The 25390-nt window shown below is 66.1% G+C and carries 20 protein-coding genes and 1 tRNA gene; 13 read left to right on the top strand and 8 right to left on the bottom strand.

Annotated elements, in window-relative coordinates:
- Nucleotides 1–197 precede the first annotated feature (197 nt).
- Nucleotides 198–1136, top strand: a complete 939-nt coding sequence (locus ABC728_RS13995) for an alpha/beta fold hydrolase (RefSeq protein WP_416618954.1) — start codon at nt 198–200, stop codon at nt 1134–1136.
- A gap of 343 nt (nt 1137–1479) precedes the next feature.
- Here the strand turns inward: ABC728_RS13995 and ABC728_RS13990 are convergent, their stop codons facing one another.
- Nucleotides 1480–2853 carry a M23 family metallopeptidase gene (locus tag ABC728_RS13990; RefSeq protein WP_416618953.1) on the bottom strand — a complete coding sequence of 458 codons (1374 nt, stop codon included), beginning with the start codon at nt 2851–2853 and terminating at the stop codon, nt 1480–1482.
- Nucleotides 2854–3483: 630 nt separating this feature from the next.
- A complete protein-coding gene (locus ABC728_RS13985; RefSeq protein WP_416618952.1) occupies nt 3484–4722 on the bottom strand; it encodes a UbiH/UbiF/VisC/COQ6 family ubiquinone biosynthesis hydroxylase in 1239 nt (412 codons plus the stop codon).
- A 296-nt stretch (nt 4723–5018) separates the two neighbouring features.
- Between ABC728_RS13985 and ABC728_RS13980 the strand changes: the two genes are divergently transcribed.
- From ABC728_RS13980 to ABC728_RS13965, 4 genes are all read left to right on the top strand, one after another.
- On the top strand, nt 5019–5357 hold the full coding sequence (locus ABC728_RS13980) for a P-II family nitrogen regulator (protein WP_416618951.1): 339 nt from the start codon (nt 5019–5021) through the stop codon (nt 5355–5357).
- Between the two features lie 304 nt (nt 5358–5661).
- A complete protein-coding gene (locus tag ABC728_RS13975; protein ID WP_416618950.1) occupies nt 5662–6912 on the top strand; it encodes an aminotransferase class I/II-fold pyridoxal phosphate-dependent enzyme in 1251 nt (416 codons plus the stop codon).
- 32 nt (nt 6913–6944) lie between these two features.
- Nucleotides 6945–9596, top strand: coding sequence for a DNA translocase FtsK (locus ABC728_RS13970; protein WP_416618949.1), 2652 nt, complete (start codon nt 6945–6947; stop codon nt 9594–9596).
- 115 nt (nt 9597–9711) lie between these two features.
- Nucleotides 9712–11553: an ABCB family ABC transporter ATP-binding protein/permease gene (locus ABC728_RS13965; RefSeq protein WP_416618948.1), complete on the top strand. Its 1842-nt coding sequence runs from the start codon at nt 9712–9714 to the stop codon at nt 11551–11553.
- Nucleotides 11554–11894: 341 nt separating this feature from the next.
- Here the strand turns inward: ABC728_RS13965 and htpG are convergent, their stop codons facing one another.
- The 3 genes from htpG to ABC728_RS13950 all read right to left on the bottom strand — a co-directional run bounded on the left by htpG (nt 11895) and on the right by ABC728_RS13950 (nt 15277).
- Nucleotides 11895–13772: a molecular chaperone HtpG gene (gene htpG, locus ABC728_RS13960; protein WP_416619059.1), complete on the bottom strand. Its 1878-nt coding sequence runs from the start codon at nt 13770–13772 to the stop codon at nt 11895–11897.
- A gap of 150 nt (nt 13773–13922) precedes the next feature.
- Entirely contained in the window at nt 13923–14570 is a 648-nt protein-coding gene (locus ABC728_RS13955; protein WP_445376576.1) for a UTRA domain-containing protein, read from the bottom strand.
- Nucleotides 14571–14719: 149 nt separating this feature from the next.
- On the bottom strand, nt 14720–15277 hold the full coding sequence (locus ABC728_RS13950) for a pseudouridine synthase (RefSeq protein ID WP_416618946.1): 558 nt from the start codon (nt 15275–15277) through the stop codon (nt 14720–14722).
- A 108-nt stretch (nt 15278–15385) separates the two neighbouring features.
- On the opposite strand from ABC728_RS13950, the gene ABC728_RS13945 reads away from it, so the two are divergent.
- Together ABC728_RS13945 and ABC728_RS13940 are read left to right on the top strand one after the other, a co-directional pair.
- Nucleotides 15386–16168 (top strand): superoxide dismutase, encoded by a 783-nt coding sequence (locus ABC728_RS13945; RefSeq protein ID WP_416618945.1) that lies wholly within the window; start codon nt 15386–15388, stop codon nt 16166–16168.
- Between the two features lie 74 nt (nt 16169–16242).
- Entirely contained in the window at nt 16243–16614 is a 372-nt protein-coding gene (locus tag ABC728_RS13940; RefSeq protein ID WP_416618944.1) for an HNH endonuclease signature motif containing protein, read from the top strand.
- Nucleotides 16615–16850: 236 nt separating this feature from the next.
- On the opposite strand, the gene ABC728_RS13935 is transcribed toward ABC728_RS13940, so the two are convergent.
- The 3 genes from ABC728_RS13935 to thrC form a co-directional block, all read right to left on the bottom strand.
- Nucleotides 16851–17453, bottom strand: coding sequence for a GNAT family N-acetyltransferase (locus ABC728_RS13935; protein WP_416618943.1), 603 nt, complete (start codon nt 17451–17453; stop codon nt 16851–16853).
- A gap of 56 nt (nt 17454–17509) precedes the next feature.
- Nucleotides 17510–18715, bottom strand: coding sequence for a M16 family metallopeptidase (locus ABC728_RS13930; protein ID WP_445376645.1), 1206 nt, complete (start codon nt 18713–18715; stop codon nt 17510–17512).
- Nucleotides 18716–18816: 101 nt separating this feature from the next.
- Entirely contained in the window at nt 18817–20226 is a 1410-nt protein-coding gene (gene thrC, locus ABC728_RS13925) for a threonine synthase (RefSeq protein ID WP_416618941.1), read from the bottom strand.
- A gap of 331 nt (nt 20227–20557) precedes the next feature.
- Here thrC and ABC728_RS13920 point away from each other — a divergent pair, with 331 nt between their 5' ends.
- The 6 genes from ABC728_RS13920 to ABC728_RS13895 all read left to right on the top strand — a co-directional run bounded on the left by ABC728_RS13920 (nt 20558) and on the right by ABC728_RS13895 (nt 25383).
- On the top strand, nt 20558–21127 hold the full coding sequence (locus ABC728_RS13920) for a hypothetical protein (RefSeq protein ID WP_416618940.1): 570 nt from the start codon (nt 20558–20560) through the stop codon (nt 21125–21127).
- 6 nt (nt 21128–21133) lie between these two features.
- Nucleotides 21134–21670: a hypothetical protein gene (locus ABC728_RS13915; RefSeq protein WP_416618939.1), complete on the top strand. Its 537-nt coding sequence runs from the start codon at nt 21134–21136 to the stop codon at nt 21668–21670.
- A gap of 101 nt (nt 21671–21771) precedes the next feature.
- A tRNA-Ile gene (locus ABC728_RS13910) sits at nt 21772–21847 on the top strand.
- A gap of 488 nt (nt 21848–22335) precedes the next feature.
- Nucleotides 22336–24531: a winged helix-turn-helix domain-containing protein gene (locus tag ABC728_RS13905; RefSeq protein ID WP_416618938.1), complete on the top strand. Its 2196-nt coding sequence runs from the start codon at nt 22336–22338 to the stop codon at nt 24529–24531.
- Between the two features lie 228 nt (nt 24532–24759).
- Nucleotides 24760–25005 carry a hypothetical protein gene (locus tag ABC728_RS13900; protein ID WP_416618937.1) on the top strand — a complete coding sequence of 82 codons (246 nt, stop codon included), beginning with the start codon at nt 24760–24762 and terminating at the stop codon, nt 25003–25005.
- Between the two features lie 21 nt (nt 25006–25026).
- Complete coding sequence (locus ABC728_RS13895) at nt 25027–25383, top strand: hypothetical protein (RefSeq protein ID WP_416618936.1); 357 nt, start codon at nt 25027–25029, stop codon at nt 25381–25383.
- Nucleotides 25384–25390: the final 7 nt, after the last annotated feature.

Genomic DNA, 25390 nt, shown 5'->3' with positions numbered 1-25390 from the left:
ATTGCTGGCGGGATCGGCATCCGGGGTGGGGGCAGGGATGCGCCAGGCTTGTCCGCCCGTCAAGCCCGAGGGGTGACTTGAAATTCGATTCGGATTTCATTTGACTTGCCGGGGCAGGGGCCTTTGCCCATGCTGAAGCAGCCGGCACGGCCATAAACATGCCGGCAACGGCCATAAACATAAGGGAGGGGATGGAGATGCGCCTGTTGGGGAAAATCCTGCTGGTGCTCCTGGTTCTGGCGGCGGTTGGCATCGGCGGCTTCGCCTGGTGGGCCTACACGCCGGATCTGCCGCGCGCAGATGTGGAGGCGCGGTTCGCGCGCAGTATCGATGATTATGTCGAGGTCATGGGGGTTCGCTTCCATGTCCGGCGTGAGGGGGCATCGGACGCGCCCGTGCTGGTCCTGATCCATGGCAACGCCTCCATGCTGCAAAGCTGGGACGGTTGGGCCACCGACCTTGTGCAGGATCACCATGTCATCCGCTATGATCTGGCCGGGCACGGCCTGACGGGGCCGGACCCGTCGGGTGTCTATTCGCCGGAGCGTGATGCCGAACAGTTGAAGGCCTTGCTGGATGCGCTGGGCGTGACCCGGGCCACCCTGATCGGCAATTCGCTGGGCGGGCAGATTGCCTGGCACTTCGCCGCCGCACACCCCGAACAGGTGGAAAAGCTGGTGCTGATCGCGCCCGGCGGCTTCCCGCGGCCAGGCTTCGGTTATGACCGGAAGCCGGAACTGCCCAGCCAGATGAAGATGCTGCCCTATACGCTGAAGCGTGAGACGGTGGAAGCCGTGATCGGGCCGCTTTACGGGGACCGGGGGCGGCTGACGGCCGTGATGCTGGACAATTATCACCAGTCCTGGCTGGCGCCCGGCGTGCGCAAGGCCCAGGTACAGCGCCTGTCCAACTATATCCTGCATGAGCCGGAGGAACAGTTGCGGTCCATCCAGGCGCCCACCCTGCTGGTCTGGGGGGAAAAGGACTGGCTGGTGCCGTTCGCCAGTGATCCGCCGAAATTCCTGGCGGCCTTGCCGCAGGCGCGGCTGGTCAGTTTCCCCGGTCTGGGCCATATGCCGCAGGAAGAGGACCCGGTCACGACCCTGGTGCCCGTGCGCGCCTTCCTGGCGGAATGACAGGCGGCGATGGGGCAGGGCCGATGGTGGGGCGCATCGCACTGGCTCCACCGTCGGCCCCGCGCATCTAGCACCCGCCCTCGGCGCTTCAGGCCAAGGGTATGGCCAAGGGCGCGGGATGATGGGCCTGCGGCAACCTGACGGCATCGGCAAAAACCCATCCATGCCGGCGTCGATGCGAACCCCAAAGATGCGAACCCCAAAGCAAAGAGCCCCGGTGAAATCCACCGGGGCTCTTTGCTTTGGGGTCCTGGATGGGACGTGGCGCGACCGGAACGCGCCGTTGACTTGGGTGCCCGCCTGTCGAATATCGACTGAAGGCAGGCCGTATGGCCGGCTTGGATCAGCAGCCGAGCTTGGGGTCGCAGCTTGCCTTGGACGGCTTGGTGATAACGGCCGGGGCTGAGACCATGGCAACACCATCGGTATCGCCGCCGGCCTCGAACCGCTCGCGCAGGTTGGCGACCACGCCCTTGAAACGGTCAAGCTCCCGGCCCGTCAGGTTGCGGCCCGTGGGCATGGCCACGGACAGCGGGTTGACCTGCTGGCCGTTGCGGACGATTTCGTAATGCAGGTGCGGTCCGGTGGAACGGCCCGTCGTGCCGACATAGCCGATCACGTCGCCCTGGCCGACGCGCGCGCCGCGGCGCATGCCGCTACCGAAGCGCGACATGTGGGCATAGGCCGTCGAAATCTCGTTATTGTGCCGGATGCGGATATAGTTGCCATAGGCCCCCTTGGGCCCCACCTCTTCCACCACGCCGGCACCGGCGGCGAAGATGGGGGTGCCGGTCGGGGCGGCGAAGTCCACACCCTTATGCATGCGGCTATAGCCCAGCACGGGGTGACGGCGCATGCCGAAGCCGGAGGACAAGCGGGCGCCGTCCACGGGCGTGCGCAGCAGCGCCTTGCGCACCGAAGAGCCCTGGGCATTGAAATATTCGGCGATGCCCTGGTCGTCCTCGTACCGGTAGATGGCCTGTTCCTTGCCGGACAGGGTCAGCGAGGCATAAAGGATGTTGCCGGTGCCCGACGTGGGCTCCCCATCTTCCGTGACGACCCGTTCATACATGATCTCGAACCGGTCGCCGGGCTGGATGTCGCGCTGGAAGTCGACATCATAGGAATAGTTGCGGATCATCTGGGCCAGGACGGCCATGGGCACGCCGGCCCGGTTGCCCGATTCGAACAACGAGGAGCGGATTTCCCCCTGTGCCGCCACGGCGCGGCGGGTCAGCTTCTTCGCCGTTTCCGCCGCCTGATAGCGCACACCGTCATAGCTGACGGAAACCGACCGTTCCACGACGGGCTGGAATTCAAAGCCGACGAAGCGGCTTTCGCCGTCGGTGCGATCGAATCTCACTTCCACGGCCTGGCCGGACCGGATGCGGCGCGGATCATAGACGGCGCGCAGGGCGTTGATGGCTTCGTGTGCATGCGGCTGGGGCACGTCGGCATCCAGCAGGACCTGCATCAGCGTATCGCCACGGCCCAGATTGACCAGACGGCGTTCCACCGGATCGGCAGCCTTTTCCATGTCGCCCCAGGCATCGGGGGTGATGGCGGCGCCCTGCATAGCGTCCAGAGAGGCGAGGGCGGAACCTTCCGCGGCGGGCGGTGTTGTAGAGGACAGACTGGTACTGTCACGAAGCGTCGCGACGGTGACGCCGCCGATGGCGGCCAATCCGATGGCAAAAATCGCAAAACGCCTCAGCACCGACGCCCCTCCATCCTCGCGTTCCCTCAGGACCAGCCTATCTGGCAGGACCAGCCTGTCTGGATGCCCGGCCCGAAGGCCCGGCGGATGTTGCCTGGAAGTGACCAGCCCGCCACAGTCAATCGCAAGATTCGTCGAGACGAATGCGTTTCGTGCAGCGGACCCGTGCTTCCAGCATCGAAGTCGAGGGGATAATCCTTATAACGGCACGTGAATGCGAGCGAAAAGAAGCCTCAAAAGCAAAAAAAATCGCTGGAAAATCCGAACGCTTGCTGTTCCATACCCTGAATCGGGGCTTCATGTTTCCCGGCATTTTCCAGTACAGGTCGAATCGTGGGGATTACCGCTTTGGAATCCGCCATTTCCGGAGCACCCGGCTGACGGGTTGCTCCCCTGGTGGGGAAAGCGGAAGAAGGCCGCCCCATCCTGTCCGGATGGCCAGCGTCCGTTCCCTGTCATTATGCAGATGTCGCCTCCCCGATTCGGACTAGCCGGGATCGGCGGCCATTTCTGCCGGATGCCCACCGGGCAACCACCCGATGCCCGCGCTTGCATCACCCCCGCGCAGCAGACACCCCGAGGCCGCAATGGCCGAGGGGACAGGGGCCGGAGAAGAAGACCGGCGGCGGATCAGAGGGCCTCGCCCCGCACCAGCCGGGGCAGTTCGCCGACGACGCCCATGGCGTGGCGCATGAAGAACTTCTTCATGGGCTTCAGGGGGGGCAGGCCGTTTACGGCCGCCATGCCCAGGCGCCGTGCATGCACGACGGGGGCCACATCATTGCTGAACAACCGCACCAGCAGGTCGGTGGTGGCCAGCAGGCTGACCGTGTCGGCCCGCCGCCAGCGCTGATAGCGTTCCAGCACATTGGCCGCACCGGGGTCCAGCCCGACCCGGATGGCATCCACCACCACCTCGGCCAGGGCGGCCAGATCGCGGATGCCGACATTCAGCCCCTGGCCGGCAATGGGATGCATGCCATGGGCGCTTTCGCTGACCAGGGCCAGACGGGTGTCGATATAGCGTTCGGCATGCGACAGGCCCAGCGGATAGGACCAGCGGCCGGCCACCGGCTCCACCCGTCCCAGCCAGTCGCCGACACGAAGCTGCAGCTCCTGCCGGAAACGGTCTTCCGGCAGGTTCATATAGAAATCGACCAGGCTGGACCGCTCGGTCCAGACGATGCTGGTATGATGTCCGCCGGCCAGCGGCAGCATGGCGAACGGCCCGGCCGGCAGGAACTGTTCCACCGCCACGCCGCCATGCGCCCCGTCATGCCGGATGGTGCAGACGATGGCATGCTGCTTGTACGACCAGGCGATCTGCCGGATACCGGCATGCTCGCGGCAGAAGCTCTTCTTGCCATCGGCGCCCACCACCAGACGGCCGGTGATGGTGCGCCCGTCTTCCAGGCCGACCACCACACCGGCGGCATCACGCACCAGGGATGTCACGACGGACGGGGCCAGGTGCGTCACGGCGGGCAGTTCCGCCAGACGGCGATGGAGCGCATGGCGCAGCACCCGGTTCTCGATGATCCAGCCGAAAGGCCGGTCCCCGATTTCCTGATGGTCATAATGCAGGAATAGGGGAGAGGACTGGTCGGTGACACGGATGTCCAGCATGGGCCCGACATTGCTGTCCAGATGGTCCCAGATGCCCGCGCCCATCAGCACTGTGGCCGATCCGTAGGCAATGGCCGTGGTCCGGCCGTCGAAATCCGGCAGCAGGGTTCCGTCCAGCGGTTCCCGGTCGATGACCAGGGTCGCCACCCCGGCCGTTCCCAGCGCACAGGCCAGTGTCAGCCCCGACAGGCCGCCGCCGATGATGATGACATCGGCCTGATGGTCGCTGTTCTGCACGGACATGATGCGTTTTCCCCGGATAATGCGGATCAAATGGGCGGTTTGCAGCTTGGGACATGCGCCCCTGTCTGTCCAGACGGCGCGGCGTCGCAGCAACAGCCCAAAAAATAGGCATACATTGCCCATGTGCGCGCCGTAATCGTGGGGGTACCCCCCCTTTTTCGCGTCCAAGTCCCTGGAAAAGGTCCGCGGCACGGTTCTTGTAAGATAAAGTGGCGAAGCGCCGTGCCCGCTTTGGTCCGGCGTCGGGATCCTTAAGGTCGTATCTGTTCGTTCCATGCAAAGGAAGGGAGTGCGCAATGAAGCTCGTCGTGGCCATCATTAAGCCGTTCAAGCTGGACGAGGTGCGCGAGGCCCTGACGGGACTTGGCATCCAGGGCCTGACCGTCTCGGAGGTGAAGGGTTTCGGTCGCCAGAAGGGCCAGACCGAGATCTACCGCGGTGCCGAATATTCCGTCAGTTTCCTGCCCAAGGTGAAGGTGGAGGTGGCCGTCACCGATGAACTGGTGGACAGTGTCGTGGACGCTGTGCAGAAGGCCGCCAATACCGGCCGTATCGGCGATGGCAAGATTTTCGTGCTGGATGTTGTGCAGACCGTGCGCATCCGCACCGGTGAACAGAACGGCGACGCCCTGTAACAGGGCGCAACCCTTTCGACACGCTTCTGGAAAACCCGTCCGCGGCCATGGCCGCGGACGGGTTTTCTTGATTCGTTCACATGAAATCCGCGATTCCGATCAACCACTTACGGAAGTTTTCAACGCTTTTCTCAGATTTTATCCACAAGCCGTTGTTAACAAATTGATTCTGCCGGGCACAGGCCTTCGGACGGCCGGCTTGTGCGCTGCGGGGGCGGCGGCTACACTTCCGGCCATGGCGCCGGACGGGACCGACCGGGCGGCGCGGATTGCCACGCCAGCCCCCATGTCCCCAAGGCCCCCCATGCTTGACGCCGCCCTTCCCGCGATCCAGGCGCCCTGCCGCAACGACCGTCTGGCGGATCTGTGCGAATATCCGTTTCCGCGGCTGCATGCGCTGCTGGCCGGCGTGCGGCCGCTGTCCAATGTGGAACCCACGATCCTGACCATCGGGGAGCCGCAGAACGAGCCGCCATCCCTGCTGACCCGCACGCTGGCGGCCGCGGCCCCGGCGGCCTGGGCCAAATACCCGCCGACGGCGGGCACGCCCGGCTTTCGCACCGCCGTCGCCGGCTGGCTGGCCCGGCGTTTCGACCTGCCGCCCGGCTTCATCGATGCAGACCGCATGATCCTGCCCGTCTGCGGCACGCGGGAGGCGCTTTATCAACTGGCGCAACTGGTCGTGCCGGCGCACAAGGCCGGCGGGCGGCCCGTGGTGCTGATCCCCAACCCCTTCTACGCCGTCTATCAGGGGGCCGCCGTCATGGCGGGGGCGGAACCGGTGCTGCTGGATGGCACGCCGCAGACCGGGTTCCTGCCCGATCTGGACAGCGTGCCGCCCGATGTCTGGGCGCGCACGGCGCTGTTCTATCTCTGCACCCCGGCCAACCCGCAGGGTGCCGTGGCCAGCCTGGATTATCTGAAACGCGCCCTGCTGCTGGCCCGCCGCCACGGTTTCACCCTGGCGGTCGATGAATGCTATGGCGAACTGTGGCACGATGCGCCGCCGGCCGGCGGCATGGATGCGGCCCTGGCGCTGGGCGGGGAACAGCCCCTGTCCAACCTGCTGGTCTTCCATTCGCTGTCCAAGCGGTCCAGTGCTGCGGGCCTGCGCTCCGGTTTCATGGCCGGTGACCCCGGCCTGATCGCCGCCTTCACGCGGCTGCGGGCCTATTCGCTGGCCGGCATGCCGCTGCCGGTCCTGGATGCCGCCGCCGCCCTGTGGGCCGATGATGCGCATGTCGCCGTCAACCGCGACCTCTACCGCGCCAATGTGGATGCGGCGGAAGCCGTTCTGGACGGACGGCTGGGCTATTACCGGCCCGATGCCGGGTTCTTCCTGTGGCTGGATGTCGGCGATGTCTGCGGCACGGGGGAGGAGGCGGCCTGCCGGCTGTGGCGCGAGGGTGCCATCCGCGTGCTGCCCGGCGCCTATCTGACGCAGCCGCATGCCGACGGCTACAATCCCGGCGACCGGTATATCCGCGTCGCCCTGGTCCACGATACGCAGGATGTGGCCCGGTCGATCGAGCGGCTGGCCCGCATCCTGTCCTGATATTGCCCTTTTGTCCGGCGAGAAAAGAGCCCATGTCCAGCCGCACCAGCCCCCACACCCCGTCTTCCGGCCGCGCCGCGCCGCGCGGGAACGTGTCCGGTGCGCCGCGCCGGTCGCGGCTGTTGCCCGACGGGGCGCTGGCCTTTCTGCTGCGCCGCCTGACGGAGGGCGCGGGGCTGCTGGTGGCCGGCGCCGGCCTGCTGCTGTTGCTGGCCTTCCTGACCTATGACAGCCGGGACCCTTCCTGGAGCACGGCCGTGCCGGGGGAGGAGATACCCACCCATAATGCCATGGGCCATTCCGGCGCCTATGTTGCCGACCTGCTGTTGCAGAGCCTGGGCTATGCCGCCTATCTGCTGCCGCTTTTCCTGCTGGGCTGGGGCGGGCGGCTGTTCCGGCACAATCCCGCCCGCAATTTCGCCCTGCGCGTGCCGCTGGCGCTGGGCGCCGTGCTGCTGATGGCGATGGCCCTGGTCTGTCTGTCGGCCGGCAATCTGGCCTGGGGCGGGCTTGCCGGTGCCCTGCTGGTCGGGCCGCTGCTGCGGCTGGCCGAGGCGCTGACGGGCAGCGTATCGGGCCCGCTGGTCGGCCTGGCCCTGCTGCTGCCGGCCCTGCTGCTGGGGCTGTGGGCGCTGGATGTGAAATTGTGGCAGGTGTCGGCGTTCGCGGCCTGGGCCCGTGGCCGGTTGCGGGCGGCGCGTGGTTCATCGGGGCCGGCTGCCGCTGCCGCACCGCATGCCGACCCCGCCGGTGGTCACCGGGGTGGCCGCTGGTCGGCGCCCGCGGGGGAAACCGCCCCCGCCGTGCCGGCGGCAGTGCCGGTGGCCGGTGCCTCCATCGCCGCCCGTGCCGCGGCCATCCGGGCGAAGGCCGGAAGCCTGCTGTCGCGGTTCCGCCGCACCCCGGCCGTGGGGGAAGGGCCCGCCGGCCGTGTTGCACCCAGCCTGGGGGACGACCCCGCCATGCCATCTGCCGCGCCGGCGGGTGACGGCCCGGCCGCCGCCCCGCCCCCGCAAACTTCCCCCACGGAGGAAAGGCGCCGGCCGGCCCCCGTCGTCGGCCCGGCGCCCAAGCCGATCCCCGAAGTGGCGCGCAAGGTGGAAAAGTCTCGCCAGGCCGCCCTGTTGCTGGAACCGGAGGCGCGCGGCGACTATGAATTGCCCCCCGTCGACATCCTGCAGCTCCCCCCTCACGGCGCCGGTCCGGCCATGGACGCGGCGGCCCTGCAGGCCAATGCGGAGATGCTGGAGCGCGTGCTGGAGGATTTCGGTGTGCGCGGCCAGATCGTGAAGGTCAGCCCCGGCCCCGTCGTCACCCTTTACGAGCTTGAACCGGCACCGGGGCTGAAATCCTCCCGCGTCATCGGCCTGGCCGACGATATCGCCCGGTCGATGAGCGCGATGTCGGTGCGCGTGGCCGTGGTGCCCGGCCGCAATGTCATCGGCATCGAGATGCCGAACCAGAAGCGCGAGACCGTGTTCATGCGCGAACTGCTGATGGCCGACGCCTATGAGAAGAGCCAGCAGAAGCTGGCCCTGGTGCTGGGCAAGGATATCGGCGGCGGTCCCGTCATCGCCGATCTGGCCCGCATGCCGCACCTGCTGGTGGCCGGCACCACGGGTTCGGGCAAGTCGGTGGCCATCAACACCATGATCCTGTCGCTGCTGTACCGGCTGCCGCCGGACAAGTGCCGCTTCATCATGGTCGATCCGAAGATGCTGGAACTGTCCGTCTATGAAGGCATTCCGCATCTTCTGGCCCCCGTCGTGACCGACCCGAAAAAGGCCGTCGTGGCCCTGAAATGGGCCGTGCGGGAGATGGAGGACCGGTATCGCAACATGTCCAAGCTGGGCGTGCGCAATATCGACGGCTACAACGCCCGCCTGCGCGAGGCGCGACAGAATTCGGAGGTGCTGACGCGGCGCGTCCAGACCGGCTTCGATCCCGATACGGGCAAGCCGATCTACGAGGAGCAGCCCATCGAATTGACGGAACTGCCCTATATCGTCGTCATCGTCGACGAGATGGCCGACCTGATGCTGGTCGCCGGCAAGGATATCGAGGCGGCCATCCAGCGGCTGGCCCAGATGGCGCGTGCCGCCGGCATCCATCTGATCATGGCCACCCAGCGGCCCTCGGTCGATGTGATCACGGGCACGATCAAGGCCAACTTCCCCACCCGCATCAGCTTCCAGGTCACCAGCAAGATCGACAGCCGCACCATCCTGGGCGAACAGGGGGCGGAAAACCTGCTGGGCCAGGGCGACATGCTCCACATGGCCGGTGGCGGCCGCATCACCCGCGTCCATGGCCCCTTCGTGCGGGATGAGGAGGTGGAGCAGATCGTGAAGTTCCTGAAGGCGCAGGGCGAGCCGGCCTATGTCGATGCCGTGACGGAGGAGGATGAGGAGTTCGACCCCGCCGCCGCGGGCGATGAAGGCGGCAGTGGCGGCGGGCGCGGTGATTCCTCCGGCGACGACCTGTATGACCAGGCCGTGGCCGTGGTGACGCGGGAAGGCAAGGCGTCCACCAGCTTCATCCAGCGCCATCTGCGCATCGGCTACAATTCCGCCGCCCGCCTGATCGAGCGGATGGAGAAGGAAGGGGTGGTCAGCAAGGCCAACCATGCGGGCAAGCGCGAGGTGCTGGCCCGCGACCCCGACGACCGCGAGCGGGTGAACTGACGGTCCCGCGCAGGTCCGTGCCCGGATGGCAGCCATGTGACGGGCCGCCCTGTCCTTGGCGGGTGGGGCGGCCATATCCTGTCGGCCCCGCCACCGAAGATTGCCCCCGATCCGCATGCGCCGCCACGACCGTCCCTCCGGCACCCAAGACCCGGCCCAGCCCGCCCGCCAGCGCCTGTCCGACGGGCAGGTGATCCGGCAGTTGCTGCCCTATCTCTGGCCCGCCGGACAGGCGGGCATCAAGATCCGCGTCGTCACGGCGCTGTTGTTCCTGGCCGCGGCCAAGGCCGCCAATGTCAGCATCCCCATCTGGTACAAGGGGGCGGTCGACGCGCTGACGGCCACGGGGGACCTGGCCACCAATCCCTATATCGTGCTGCCCGTCGGCTTCATCCTGGCCTATGGCCTGGCGCGTGTCCTGTCGCTGGCCTTCGGGGAACTGCGTGATGCGGTGTTTGAACGGGTCAGCCAGCGGGCCATGCGCCACGCCGCGCTGAACGTGTTCCGGCACCTGCATGCGCTGTCGCTGCGCTTCCACCTGGAACGCCAGACCGGCGGGTTGTCGCGCATCGTGGAGCGCGGGACAAAGGCCATCGACAGCCTGCTGGGCACGGCGCTGTTCAACGTGCTGCCCACCCTGCTGGAAATCCTGCTGGTCACGGGCATCCTGTGGAAATTGTTCGATTTCCGCTTCGCCGCCGTGACCTTCGTCACGGTGGCCGGCTATATCTGGTACACGATCGCCGTCACCAACTGGCGCACCCGCATCCGCCGCGACATGCTGGATGCCGACAGCCGCGCCAGCGCCAAGGCCATCGACACGCTGCTGAACTATGAAACGGTGAAATATTTCGGCAATGAGCGGTTCGAGGCCGAGCGGTACGACACGGCGCTGCGCGTCTATGAGAATGCGGCCGTGCGCACCCAGTCCTCGCTGTCGCTGCTGAATGTCGGCCAGGGGGTGATCATCGCGGTGGGCGTGGTGACCGTGATGTGGATGGCGGCCGAGGGCATTGTGAGCGGCCAACTGACCATCGGTGATTTCGTTCTGGTGAACACCTATCTCCTGCAGCTCTACCAGCCGCTGAACGTGTTCGGCTTCGTCTATCGCGGCGTCAAGGAGGCGCTGAACGAGATGGAGCGGATGTTCGAGCTTCTGTCCGTCAACCAGGAGGTGCAGGACGCGCCGGATGCCAGGCCCCTGGTCTGTGCGGGCGGCGAGGTCCGGTTCGACGGCGTGCGCTTTGCCTATGATCCCCGCCGGCCGATCCTGCAGGGGCTGGATTTCACGGTGCCGGCGGGCCATACCGTGGCCGTGGTGGGACCGACGGGGGCCGGAAAATCCACGCTGTCGCGCCTGCTCTACCGGTTCTATGACACGACGCAGGGGCGCATCCTGATCGACGGGCAGGATGTGCGGGCCGTGACGCAGGAAAGCCTGCGCGCGGCCATCGGCATCGTCCCCCAGGACACCGTGCTGTTCAATGACACGATCCGCTACAACATCGCCTATGGCTGGCCCGGCGCCGATCAGGCCGAACTGGACCGGGTGGCGGAGGCGGCGCAGATCGCCACCTTCATCCGCGGCCTGCCCGACGGCTGGGATACGATGGTGGGCGAGCGCGGCCTGAAACTGTCGGGCGGGGAAAAGCAGCGCGTGGCCATCGCCCGCACCTTGCTGAAGAACCCGCCCATCCTGATCCTGGACGAGGCGACATCCGCGCTGGACACCCATACGGAACGGGAAATCCAGGCGGCCCTGCGCGATGCAGCGCGGGGGCGCACCACCCTGGTCATCGCCCACCGCCTGTCCACGGTCGTGGATGCCGACGAGATCATCGTGATGGATGCCGGCCGTATCGTGGAACGCGGCAGCCACGCAGTCCTTCTGGCCCGGGGCGGCGCCTATGCCGCCCTTTGGGCCCGCCAGCAGGAAGCCACGCTGGCAGGCCCCTGACGGGAAGGATGGGGAAGGAACGGCCGGCGGTTTCCACGGGCAGGGTGACCGCCGGCGGTCGCTAAGCAGGTTACTCCAGATCGGGCCATACATGGCCCAGCCTGGAGGAACCTGCCAACTCCATGGTTTGCAGATTTTCCGAGCCCGCCCATCTGTGGGCGGCGTTCGGAAAATCTGCTTATACTATTTTGCGGTGACCAGAACCTATTGGTTCTGGTCACCGCCCTCAATTGCCGGCGCCAACATTCGTTGGCGCGGGCGACGCCGCACGAGCGGTGCTGTGGCAGTCGCCGCCGGACCAAGTTGCGATGAGTTCAACTCACCGCAACTTGGTATGAGCGTCAGAGCCCCCGTTCCACGAAGGCGGCCATGCGGCGGCTGAAGGCAAGCGGGTCGGGCAGGGGCTCGCCCTCCAGGATCCGGGCCTGGTCCAGCAGCAGCCAGGCTGCATCCTCCAGCGCTTCCGCTGCCCCTTCCTGCCCGGCCTTTTCCGCCAGCCGGCGGATCAGCGGGTGGCCGGGATTGACCTCCAGCACGCGCCTGGTGGCGTCATCGGCGCCCAACTGCCCATGCTGTTTCAGCAGGCGCTGAAGGTGAATATCCATGTCGCCATCATCGGCGACAAGGCAGACGGCGCTGTCGGTCAACCGTTCCGACCGGCGGACATCCTTCACCTCCTCGCCCAGGGTCAGCTTCAGCAGGGCGGTCAGGGAGGACAGGTCGCCATCGGATGCCTTGTCCTTCTTCTCTTCTTCCGGCTTATCCTCGCCCTTGATCTTGGACAGGTCGGCCCCGCCGCGCGTCACGGACTTGAAGGGCTTGCCGTCCGTCTCGCGCACCGACCCCACCCAGAACTCGTCCACCGGGTCGGTCAGCAGCAGCACCTCCACGCCCCTGGCGCGGAAGCCCTCCACCTGCGGGCTTTTCTCCACGGCCGATTTCTCATCGCCCGTGATGTAATAGATGGCGTCCTGGCCTTCCTTCATGCGGGAAATGTAGGTGGCGAGGCTGACCAGCTCGCCCTTGCTCTCCGTGGTGCGGAAGCGCAGAAGCTTCAGCAGATCGTCGCGATGGGCGTAATCCTCGTAAAGCCCCTCTTTCAGCACGGCGCCGAAAGCGTCCCAGAAACGGGCGTAATCGGCCGCCTGCTCGGGATCGGCGGCCTTCTTGTTCAGGTCGCCCAGCACGCGCTTCACGATCCCGGCCTTCAGCTTGGCCAGCACCGGGTTGTTCTGCAGCATCTCCCGGCTGACATTCAGCGGCAGGTCTTCGCTGTCGACCACACCCTTCAGGAAGCGCAGATAGGGCGGGACCAGCCCTTCCGCCTCATCCGTGATGAAGATACGGCGCACATAAAGCTTCACATGATGGGCACGGCGCGGATCGAACAGGTCGAACGGCCGCTGCTGCGGCACGAACAGCAGGCCCGTATATTCGATGACGCCCTCGGCCCGCCAGTGCAGGGTCAGCCAGGGCTCGTCGAAGCCGTGGCCGACATGGTGGTAGAATTCCTTGTACTGCTCCGCCGTGATCTCCGACCGCGGCCGCGTCCACAGCGCGTTGGCCGCATTCACGCTGTCGGTGGCATCGGCGCCCAGCAGGATGGGCACGGCGATATGGTCGGAATAGGTCTTGATGACCTGGCGCAGCCGGTGTTCCTCCAGGAACTCCTTTTCCGCCTCGCGCATGTGCATGACGATGCGGGTGCCGCGGGCCGGCGCCTCCTGCGCCTCCGCCACCGTGAAGCTGCCCTGGCCGTCGCTGACCCAGCGCCAGCCCTGGGCCTCCCCGGCCTTGCGGCTGAACACCTCGACCTTTTCCGCGACCATGAAGGCGGAATAGAAGCCGACGCCGAACTGGCCGATCAGGCTGACATCCTTCTTGGCATCGCCCGACAGGTTCTTCACGAAGGCCGAGGTCCCCGACCGCGCGATGGTCCCCAGATTCTCCACCAGATCGTCGCGGCTCATGCCGATGCCGTTGTCGCTCAAGGTCAGCGTCCCGGCTTCCTTGTCGGCGACCAGGCGGATCTTGAAATCCGGATCATCGCCCAGCAGCGAACCGTCGGTCAGCGCGGCATAGCGCAGCCGGTCGCAGGCATCCGATGCGTTGGAGATCAGTTCCCGCAGGAAGACTTCCTTCTCCGAGTAGAGGCTGTGCGCCACGATATCCAGCAGGCGGCTGACCTCGGCCTGGAAACTGAGCCGTTCCTCGCTCATCTCTCTCACCATTTTGCTTGTCGTCATCTAGTCTGGCCTGAAGCCGATCCTGGATATGGGGCAAGGCGGCAGGTTGCGCAAGCGGTCCGGCCCACCGGCCGGCGATGGTCGCCGGGGGGCGGGGGACGGAACCGGCAATGCAGCGTGTCATCATGCCTTCGGGCGGGAAATGCCTGTCAGGATGATCTGGTCGCCGGGCATCCAGAATTCCGCCACCGTGGACACCTGGCCGCCCAGCCGGGTCCGGCGGGTCAGATGCAGGCAGGGGCTTTGCGGTGGCAGGGCCAGCAGGCCGGCAATGTCGGGCGGGGGCAGGGCGGCGCGCAGGCTGTGATCCATCTGCTCATAAGGGGCCACGGGTTCCGGCGTGCCGGGGGCCGGCCGGTCCGGGGCCAGATGCGGCAATGTCCAGCGGTCCTCCACCTGCAGGGGAAGCCGGTCGGCCAAGTGCCGCCAGCGGCCGTGGAACAGGCTGATGCCCGCCCGCATGCCAAATGCCAGGGCGATGGCGGACGAAGCCGGCTTCGTCGCGCTGGTGATGGTCTCCACCCGGTGCCGGGCTCCGCGGCCCAGCGCCGTTTCGACCATGTCGGGGATTTCCAGCATGGTCGCCGTTTGCCGGGCCGGAGCGACGAAGCTGCCAAGGCCCGGCACACGGATCACCCAGCCCTCGGCCGTCAGTTCCCGCAGTGCGCGATTGGCCGTCATCCTGGATACCTGGAACCGCGCCACCAGTTCATGTTCGGACGGCACACGGTCGCCGGGGGACAGAGCGCCGCTGCCGATCAGGGATGCCACATGCTCCTTCACTTTTTGATAAAGGGGTGTTGCCGAATTGGAAACAACGGGGTTCTGCTTCACATTCACTGACCGGTGCTGATGTTCATGGGGATCGAAGGGAAATCTCCAGATCAGCATACAGGGATAAAGCGGCGTGTGAAAGCCTGTCAGCGCCCTTTGGGAAACACGGTTTCACGCCATTGCCCGGGGGCCAGACCATCCAGGGTCCAGTCCCCCACGGCATGGCGGACAAGGCGCAGCGTGGGGAACCCGACGGCTGCCGTCATGCGGCGCACCTGGCGGTTGCGGCCTTCGCGCAGCACGATCTCCAGCCAGCTTGTCGGTATGGATTTCCGGAAGCGGACCGGCGGCGTGCGGGGCCACAGCCACGAAGGCTCGGCGATGGGCCGCACGGTGGCCGGTAGGGTCGGGCCGTCCTTCAGCGTGATGCCGTGGCGCAGCGCGTCCAGGACTTGCGCCGTCGGTTCGCCTTCCACCTGCACGCAATAGGTCTTGGGCCATTTGTGCCGCGGCTGGCTGATGCGGGCGATCAGGCCGCCATCATCGGTCAGAACCACCAGCCCCTCGCTGTCGCGGTCCAGCCGCCCGGCCGGATAGACGCCGGGCACGTCCACGCATTCGGCCAGGGTACGGGCGCCCGTACCTTCGTCCGTGAACTGGCACAGCACATCGAAAGGTTTGTTCAGAAGGATGACACGGGACATGGGAATGACAATATGAACCGATGGCAGTGGCTGGCTGTTGACGTTTTATAGGCGATGGCATTCCCCCGGCGCCATCGGCAAGAAGCTGGATTGAAAGGAAATGCACAAATGACCATGCATGCAAATGTCCGCAAGGGCGCCACGCAGGCCCAGGCCCACGCACTGGACCGCCGGCTTTTCCTGGCGGCCGGCGCTGCCGGGGCCGCCATTGCCGCTGCGGGCGGGTTCCATCTGCGCCCGGCGGCCGCCCAGGCGACGACGCAGGCGCCCTATACCTTGCCATCCCTGCCCTATGCCACCGCGGCGCTGGAACCGCATATCGATGCGCAGACCATGGAATTGCACCATGGCAAGCATCATCAGGCCTATGTCACCAACCTGAACAATGCCCTGGCCGACCATGGGCAGTTGCAGCGCCTGACCCTGGCCGAACTGTTGGCCGAATTGCCCCGCCTGCCCGAAGCCATTCGCAATGCCGTGCGCAATAATGGCGGCGGCCATGCCAACCACGCCATGTTCTGGTCGATCATGGCGCCCAATGCCGGTGGTGCGCCCGAGGGCGATATCGCCACAGCCATTGATGACAGTTTTGGCGGCTTCGACGCCTTCAAGAAGGCCTTCAACGATGCCGGCGCCAAACAGTTCGGGTCCGGCTGGGTGTTCGTGACGGTGGGGGCCGACGGCAAGCTGGCCATCAAGGCGCAGCCCAACCAGGACACGCCCCTGATGCAAGGCCAGGGCGTGGTAATGGGCAATGACGTCTGGGAACATGCCTATTATCTGAAATACCAGAACCGCCGCGCCGACTATCTGACGGCCTGGTGGAACCTGGTGAACTGGCACGCCGTCAATGACCGTCTGGCCCGTGTGCGCAATGGTGAGCGCATCTGATGCCGTGCGATGCCGGATGACGGCCAATGGCCATCATCCGGCATCGCCGGGGTGACCCATTGCCAGGGATATCGATGGACCGGCTGAAGCCCCTGCCGCCTGATGCCTGCCTGCCGGCCCGCCCTGCGGCCGGCAGGATGCTGGGTGCCTGCGGCCTGTGTGGCCGGCCGATGGTCGCGGGGCCCAGCGTGGAGGAACATCATCTCGTTCCGCGCAGCCAGGGCGGCCGGGAGACGGTGCCCCTGCACCGTGTCTGTCACCGGAAGATCCATGCCGAACTGTCGGAAAAGGAACTGGCCCGCGGCTACACCACGCTGGAAGCGCTGCGGGCCCATCCCGACATCGCCTCCTTCATCGCCTGGGTCGCCCGCAAGCCGCCGGAATTCACGGCCGTCACCTTCCGGGCGAAGGACCATGCGAAGGCGGGGCGCAAGTACCGCGACTGATGCTGGCGGTCAAAATGATTGACCCAAGGTCAATCTATTCATGCTGACGGTATGAACGGTATGATGCGGGCGCCTGCTTTGTCTGATGCCTGATCCCGGTGATCGGTTGCGATCACCGGGACTTGGTATACCGCTCCCCTCAGAAAATTCCGGTAGCGACCTCATGTTTTCCTTTATTTTCAGAGGTTTAAACAAGAGATTTCGGGGATTCTCTGGGTATTTGGGTATATGACGCCCTATTGCCCGCGCCCGGCCGCCCAGTCATCCCGCAGGATGGCATACAGCACATGGTCGGCCCATTTGTCATTGATGCGCAGATAGGCGCGGGCATAGCCCTCGCGCGTGAAGCCCACCTTTTCCAGCACGCCGCTGCTGGGCTGGTTGGTGGGCAGGCAGGCGGCCTCCACCCGGTGCAGACCCAACTGGCCGAAGGCGAAGGACAGCAGCAGGCGCACCGCTTCCGACGTGAAACCACGCCGGGCGAAGGGACGCCCCACCCAATAGCCCATGCTGGCCATCTGGGCGACGCCGCGCCGGACATTGGTCAGGCCGATGCCGCCCACCACCTGCTCGCTGCCCTGCTCAAAGGTCAGGAAACTATAGGCCTCGTCTTCCCGCCATTCCCCGGCCTGACGGCGCAGACGGCGGGCGAACGCCTCTCTGGTCAGGGCGTCGGGGGGCCAGGTCGGCTCCCACGGGACCAGGAATTCGCGGCTGGCTTCGCGCAGGTCGGCCCATTGCTTCCAGTCGCGCGGCTGGCCGGGGCGGATGAAGACGGATGCGCCGTCGACGCGCAGGGGCGGGGGGCTCAACAGCCCGTCGGGGATCAAGCGGATCATTCTGTGCTGCCCCTCCCCCTCTTGTCCCGTTGTTCCAGCCCCGGCCCCGATGGATATCAGGCTGCCAGCCGGCCCGTCACCTGCTCCAGGCTTTCCAGCCCTTCCAGCGGCCCCAGGGCCGCCAGGGTCGGCTTGCTGGCGAAGATGCGGTCGGCGCAGGCCGCCACGGCGTCCAGGTCGACGGCTTCCAGCCGGGCCACCGTTTCGGCCGGCGGGATGGCCCGGCCATAGACCAGAAGCTGGGAGCCAAGCTGTTCGGCCCGGTTCGTCGTGCTTTCCAGGCCCATCAACTGGCTGGCCTTCAACTGTGCCCGGGCGCGGGCCAGTTCCTCGGCCGTCAGGGTGCGGGCCAGCCTGCGCACCTCGTCGCAGATGACGGGCACCAGTTCGGCCGTGCGGTCGGGGCCGGTGCCGGCATAGATGCCGAAGACGCCGCTGTCGCTCATCGACCAGTTGAAGCTGTGGACGGAATAGACCAGCCCGCGCTTCTCCCGCACTTCCTGAAACAGCCGGGACGACATGCCCCCGCCCAGCAGGGTGGACAGCAGCATGACGGTGTGCAGGTCGGCGCTGTTGTTCGACACGCCGTCGAAGCCCAGCAGGACATGCACCTGCTCCAGGTCCCGCTCCTCCCGGAACTCCCCGCCCTGATAAAGGCCGGTCTCCGCCACGGGGCTGCTGCCATCGGGCAGGTCGGTGAACAGGCGGGCCACCTGTTCCACCAGATCCTCGTGCCGGAGATTGCCGGCCGCGGCCACGACGATATTGGCGGGGACGTAGCGGCCGGCCACGTAATCGACCATGGCGGCACGGGGCAGGCTTTCCACCACGTCGGCCGTGCCCAGCACGGGGCGTCCCAGCCGCTGCCGTGGAAAGGCCGTGGCCAGGAAATGGTCATAGACGATGTCGTCGGGCGTGTCTTCCGCCTGGCCGATCTCCTGCAAGATGACCTGGCGCTCCTTTTCCAGTTCGCCCTCGTCGAACAGGGGATGCTGCACCATGTCCGACAGGATCGACAGCGCCAGGCCCAGATCCTCCTTCAGGACCTTGGCGTAGTAGCAGGTCTGCTCGCGGCTGGTATAGGCGTTCAGATGGCCGCCGACATTCTCGATCTCCGCCGAAATGGCGAAGGCGTCGCGCGTCGGCGTGCCCTTGAACAGCATATGTTCCACCAGATGCGCCACGCCGTTGGCGGCCAGCGGCTCATGCCGGCTGCCGACGCCGATCCAGACGCCGACCGTCACGGTCTCGACATGGGGCATGGCGTCGGTGGCGACGCGCAGCCCGTTGGGAAGGGTGGTGACACGGGTGCCGGGGGCGGCGGGGAAGGCGCTGGTGCTCGACAAAGTCTTCTCTGTTCCGTTCAGGCGTTGATACGCGCCACGCGGGAGCGGGCACGCACATACTCCTTCAATATCTGGATATCGTTGGCAAGGATATCCATGCGTTCGGGTCGATCATAAAGATCGGCCAGATGCCGGGGCAGGGGGGGGCGCAGGCCCGTCGCCTTTTCCACCGCGTCGGGGAACTTGGCCGGGTGTGCCGTGCCCATGACGATGACGGGCACCGACGGGTCCAGGCCGGCGGCATGCGCCGCGGCCACGCCCACCGCGCTGTGCGGGTCGACCAGATAGCCCGACCGCGCATAGGCATCCTGCATGACCGCCAGCGTGCCGGCCGTATCGCAGCGATGGCCGGCGAACAGGTCGCGCACCCGTGCCAACTGGCCCTGGCTGACCTCGAACCGTCCCGTTTCCCGGAAACCGGCCATGCAGGTGGCCACCGCCGCACCGTCACGGTCCATCAGGTCGAACAGCAGCCGCTCGAAATTCGAAGAGACCTGGATGTCCATGGAGGGCGACAGGGTCGGCACCACGCCGTCGGCCTTCATCTCGCCGGACGCGAAGAACCGGGCCAGGATATCGTTCTCGTTCGTGCCGACGATCAGCTTCGCCACGGGCACACCCATCTGGCGCGCCGCATAGGCGGCATAGACATTGCCGAAATTGCCGGTCGGCACGGCGAAGGCCACCTCCCGGTCGGGGGCGCCCAAGGCCACGGCCGCCGCCACATAATAGACGATCTGGGCCATGATGCGGGCCCAGTTGATGGAATTCACGGCCGACAGGTTCAGCGCATCGCGATAGGCCGCGTCGTTGAACATGGCCTTCACGGCGTCCTGGCAATCGTCGAACGTGCCTTCCAGGGCGACATTGTGGACGTTGGATGACAGCACGCTGGTCATCTGCCGGCGCTGCACCTCCGACGTGCGGCCCCTGGGATGCAGGATGACGATATCCACGCGGTCGCGGTCGCGGCAGGCCTCGATCGCGGCGGAGCCCGTGTCGCCGCTGGTGGCCCCCACGATGGTGACACGGCTGTCCCTGGCGGCCAGCACATGGTCGAACAGCCGGCCCAGCAGTTGCAGCGCCACATCCTTGAAGGCCAGCGTGGGGCCGTGGAACAGCTCCATCATCCAGGTGCGGGCATCAAGCTGGACCAGCGGCACCACGGCCTGATGGGCGAAGCTGCCATAGGCATCGGTGACCAGCCGGGCGAAATCATCGCGGCCGATGGTGCCACCCAGGAACGGCAGCATGACCTCAACCGCCAGCTCGGCATAGGAAAGGCCACGGAACCGCCGCAGGTCATCGGGGGTCAGCCGGGGCCAGGCGGCGGGGACGTAAAGGCCGCCATCCCGGGCAAGGCCGGCCAGCAGAACATCGTCGAACGCCAGGGCGGGCGCCTGGCCGCGCGTGCTGATATAGGACACCTGATACCTCGACCCGGAAAGCGGCTGCAAAACAAGGCGCGTACCCTAGCCAGCACCAGCCGCCCCCGCAAGGGGACCGGCAGGCCGCTGGCGTGCCCTGGGCTCATGCCTGCCCCGATGGCGGGGTGTACCACCAAAAGCGGTAGGGCGACCCCGGAAAATCACCGGCCCGCCTGGGCTTAGGTGGTACTTCAAGCCGGGTTTCCTTATCGGCCGCAAAGGTTTATCTTAAATGCTATCAAATGTTCGGTCACAGGTTTTGGTCCCAAGGGTTGCAATTCCGGTGGCTGCCCGGATTGCCGGGGGATCAGGTAAGCGGGGTGGCGGCGCGATGGATTGGACACAGGCCTTCATGATGGGGATGGTGATGGGCCTTGGCGCCTATCTCTTCACCTATCTCATGGGGCGCTATGTCGAAAGCTCGCTCCAGTCCGGCCTCGACCTGAAACGGATCGAGGAGATATTGCCCCGCCGTTCCCTGCTGGAGGCAAAGTTCGACCTGCGCCGCAGCGACCGCAAGGCACGGGTGACGCAGTTGCAGGCCGAACTGACGGACCTGCGCCGCCGCCGCTTTCTGCAGGAAAAGGCCCTGGTGGATGCCAGGCGGGAAGCCAACTCGCCCGTGCGCATCATCGGCCCGGAAGGCCAGACACTGGCCAAGTTCCGCGCCTGGATGGTCAACCGCCAGGTGCAGCAGGCCCTGACCGACCGCAAGCGCCACCCGATGCTCGACATGGAATGGGCCAACCCGCAGGTGGTGGAGATCTGGGCCGACAACCTGGGCGATGCCAAGCGCGAGGCCCAGCGGCTGTTCCCCATGCCGCTGGGCTACAGCCTGCTGAACATCACGCTGGAAAGCACCTCGGCCCCGCCGGCCGCTGCCGAAGCGGCGGCGGGCTGACGGACGATGACCGGGCCGATCCTGCTGGTGGTGCTGATCGTCGCCACGGCCTTTGCGCTTGCCCTGGAACAGGCCATGCGCCGCGTGCGCAACACCCGCCGCCGTGTCAGCACCCTGGTGACCAAGAAGCAGCAGCAGGTTGAACGCCTGCGCACGGCCGGCCGGGAAAGCCTGACCCTGGGCCGGGAGGTGCGCAACCAGCAGCGCACCGCCGACCTGCTGCTGGAAGAAATCGGGCAGGTGGATGGCGAACTGGAACGGCTGGCCCATCCCGCCAACCGCACCTTCGTGCTGGATGAACGGCGCGGGGCGGCCGACAGCGGCTGGCATGTCACCGTGGAGGCCCCCATCGTCGGTGCCAGCACCCGCAACGGCCCGACCTGGCAGGGTCATCGCCGCTTCCGGGTGTGGGCGCCCGACGAGCATGCGGCGCGCGCCAAGGTCGAGAAGCGGTACGGTGCCGAACAGGGCTATGCCATCATCTCCATCTTCCCCGCTCCGCCCCCCGTCGCCAACCGCAATGGCGACCCGGCCATGGTCTGACATTGCGGGAGCCCCCGCCGCCCGTAAGGGAAAAGCCAGCCCATAAATCCCGTATTGCCAGGAAGCAGCCCTTTGGGGCATTGTGCGGCTCCGCCTTCTGCGGGCCTGTAGCTCAATGGTTAGAGCCGGCCGCTCATAACGGTCTGGTTGGGGGTTCAAGTCCCTCCGGGCCCACCAATTTATCAAGGGTTTAGCGTCGCCACGTTGGCGACGCTAACAGCCTTGTCAAGTGAGCTGTAAGTGCAAAGGGCGTTGGCGGACAGCTAATACTATTTTGCGGTGATCAGAACCAATTGGTTCTGATCACCGCCATCGATCGCCGGCGCCAACATTGGTTGGCTTGGCGACGCCGCACGAGCGGTATAAGGACCCGAAAATCTCACGCAACGCGGTCCAGGCCGTGCGCAGGAAGCGGGCGGGGCCAGCTCCTCTGACTTTCTCCCGCCTATAAGGAGATTGTTGGCATTATAATAAAATTATTAAGTGATTTATTGGAGGTCTCCGAGGGTTTTTGGCGTGAAATGATGGAAATACAACCCCCGCGTTCTGCAAATCGCTGGCTGCACGGTCATCATTTCAGGTAGATTTGGCGTTTCGACCGGCCGTGAAGGGCCGGCGGGCGAAGGATATGACGACGGGCAGCGCATGTTGCAGGGGAAATGGAAATGAATCGGCCGGACACGGAACCTGGCCGCGGCCAGGACGTGACCATCGGCGATGTCACGATTTCTCCGTCATTGAACCGTATCGCCATTGCCGCCCGTCAGTGCCGCCTGCAGCCCCGTGTGATGCAGGTGCTGCTTTTGCTTGCCCGCCACCAGGGGCGTTCCGTCACGCGCGATGAACTGCTGGAACAATGCTGGGGCGGTGTCTTCGTGGCCGAAGACAGCCTGAACCGCTCCATCTTCCAATTGCGCCGCGCCCTGCGGGAAGTGGGGGCGGCGTGCGTGCGGGTGGAGACGATACCGAAGATCGGCTACAGCCTCGTTATCGATGTGATGCCATCTGCCTCCGGGCCGGCCATTTCCGCAGAGCCGGGGGAGGATGCGCGGGGGGCGGAGGTGACGCCCGCGTCCCCGCCCGCCGCCGTGCCGCCAGCCCGGCCCGTGACCGGGCAAGAGGAAGCCGCGACCCTTGCGCCGCGGGGTTTGGCGACCCGCCTGCTGCTGTTGGTGGCGCTGTTGCTGCTCGTGGCGCTGGCGGTGCTGGGGCTGCTCTATCATCGCAAGGAGGGTGGCTTTGCGACATTGCCCGCCTTCGACATCCATGCCCTGACGCTGGAACCGGGATTGAACCTCTATCCCGCCCTTTCACCGGATGGAAAGATGGCGGCCTATGCCCACCGCAATTCCTTCGGCGACATGGATCTCATGCTGCGCAGTGCGGCCCCGGGCGGGCGGGCCACCATCCTGACCCAGACGGAGGACAGCGACCGTTATCCCGTCTGGTCGCCGCGCGGCGACCGGCTGGCCTTTGTGCGCGTCGGTCCCGACTGGAACTGCCGGCTTTACGTCATCAGTGTCCCGGCGGGAAAGGAAAGGCTGGTATCCCCCTGTCTGGGCGATCACATGCCGCATCTGGCATGGCGGCCCGATGGCAAGGCACTGGTGCTGACGGCGCTGACGGAAGGGGATCCGGGCCGGTCACGCCTGATCTCCATACCCCTGGATGGCGGCACGCCGTCGCCCGTGCCGGTTCCGGCAGACGCAGGCGCGGATGATTGGATGCCGGCCTATTCGCCCGATGGCGGCCGGCTCGCCTTCGTCCGGGCCCTGTCGGGCGGCCAGGCGGCGCTGATGGTTAGCGACGCCCGGACGGGGCGCGCGCTGCGGCGACTGCCGCTCGACCCTGGCATTTCGCATTTCGGCTGGGCGGCCGATGGCCAGGGATTTTACCTGACAAACGCTTCCCGGCGGCGGCGTGGATTGTGGCATGTGGATATCAGCACGGGACGCTGGCAGCAGATCATGCCGTCCATCGGCCGGCTGGGCCTGATATCGGTGGACCGGGCCCGCGGAACCATGCTGGTCGAAACCTATCGCGGCCATTCCGACATCGTGGAATTCGGTTCGTCGGGCAACCAGCATGTACTGCTGGGCTCCACCGCCAACGAGTACGAGCCCCAGCTTTCCCCGGATGGCAAGGCCATGGCCTTTGTCAGTGACCGGCTGGGGCCGCCGCAGGTCTGGCTGGCGGTGGAGGACGGGGAGCCCCGTCCCCTGACGGATCTGCGGGCGGCCATCCTGACCGGTCTGCGCTGGTCGCCGGATGGCGCCAGGTTGCTGTTTGTGGCGGAAGACGGCCCGTCGCACGACCTTTACCAGGTGGAACCGGCAAGCGGACAGACGACGCGCCTGACCCAGGATGGCCGCCAGAAGGGCACCCCCGTCTGGCTGCCGGATGGCAGCATCGGCCTGCCCGTGCTGGACACCGAGGGGTGGGCCGTCTGGTCCCTGGAACCCGATCGCGGCCTGTCCCGGAAGACGGATATGCGTCACGACTTCATCGACCTGTCACAGGACCGGACCATGCTGCTGACGGGGGATACCGGCACCACCCGGTTGAACTGGCGGATGCTGGATGGGTCGGATGCCGGGACGCTGGACCTGCCCTTCACGCTCCGTCGCCGCAATCTCGCCGTCTGCCCCGATACGATCTATGCCGCCCGCGTCACCCGGTTCAGTGCCGAGGTCATCGCCATCGATCGGCTGACGGGCTGGGAGCGGCGGCTGGGCATCCTGAACCGGACGGAATTGCAGGGCCAGATTTCCGCTGATTGCGCAAAAGGGTCCGTTCTGATGGCCAGCATCATCGACCAGGAAGCCGGCCTCGCCCTGATCACGCCGGATGATGCGGACTGACGGGGCGGCGGCACGGGTTTCCTGAGGGATGTGAGTTTTCTATTAAATATCAATTAATTAGAGTGGTGCTCTGATTTCCATTCGGAAATGATCGGCGTTCGATCATGCAATGATCAGCTTTCCGTCATGGCCTGATCGATGCGTCGCTGCAATGGTTGCGGCCTCTGCGGGCACCCTGCTGTTCCGGCCATGTCGGCCGGTGAAGGGGGCCTTGAACAGGAGCAGGAAATGAAGGACGGAAAACTCCGCCTCAAGGCATGCATCACCATCGAACTCCAGACCACCAGCTTCATGGAAGCCGGGGAACACCAGAAGCGCCTGATGCAATTGCTGGAAGAGGTTCAGCGCCATTATCCCGACAGCCGCCTGGATCTGCGTGAGCTGCGCACCAGGACGGCCGCCAACGGCAGTTCGGCACCGCAGCCGCCGGCCACGCGCACGGGCCGCCTGCGGCCCTATGCCAGTGTTGCCTGACGCCGGGGAGGGAGAAGCATCATGCAACGCTATCCCAGCACGGCGCTGTCGATCGCCCAGGCCCTGATGAAGATCAATCCGCGCATGTCGCTGCGCACGGCCACCACCTTGCTGACCATTTGCGAAAATGAGGGCATCAGCCAGGCCGAACTGGCCTATCTCATGGGGGAGGCGCCGTGCGCCATCAGCCGCGCCATCGATGAATTGTCACGCGATTGGGACAATGGGGAGGGCGCACCGGGTCCGCTGGTCGAACGCCGGCCCTGGACCCAGGATGCGCGCCTGCGTGTGGTCCAGTTGACCGACCACGGGCGCGCCATGCGCGATCTGCTGAACAGCCAGATCGAAGCGGCCCGGCCCATCGTCGCGGCCGCCTGATCCCGGT

The organism is Niveispirillum fermenti (genome assembly GCF_052474395.1).
This window is presented reverse-complemented; position numbering and strand designations above follow the sequence as displayed.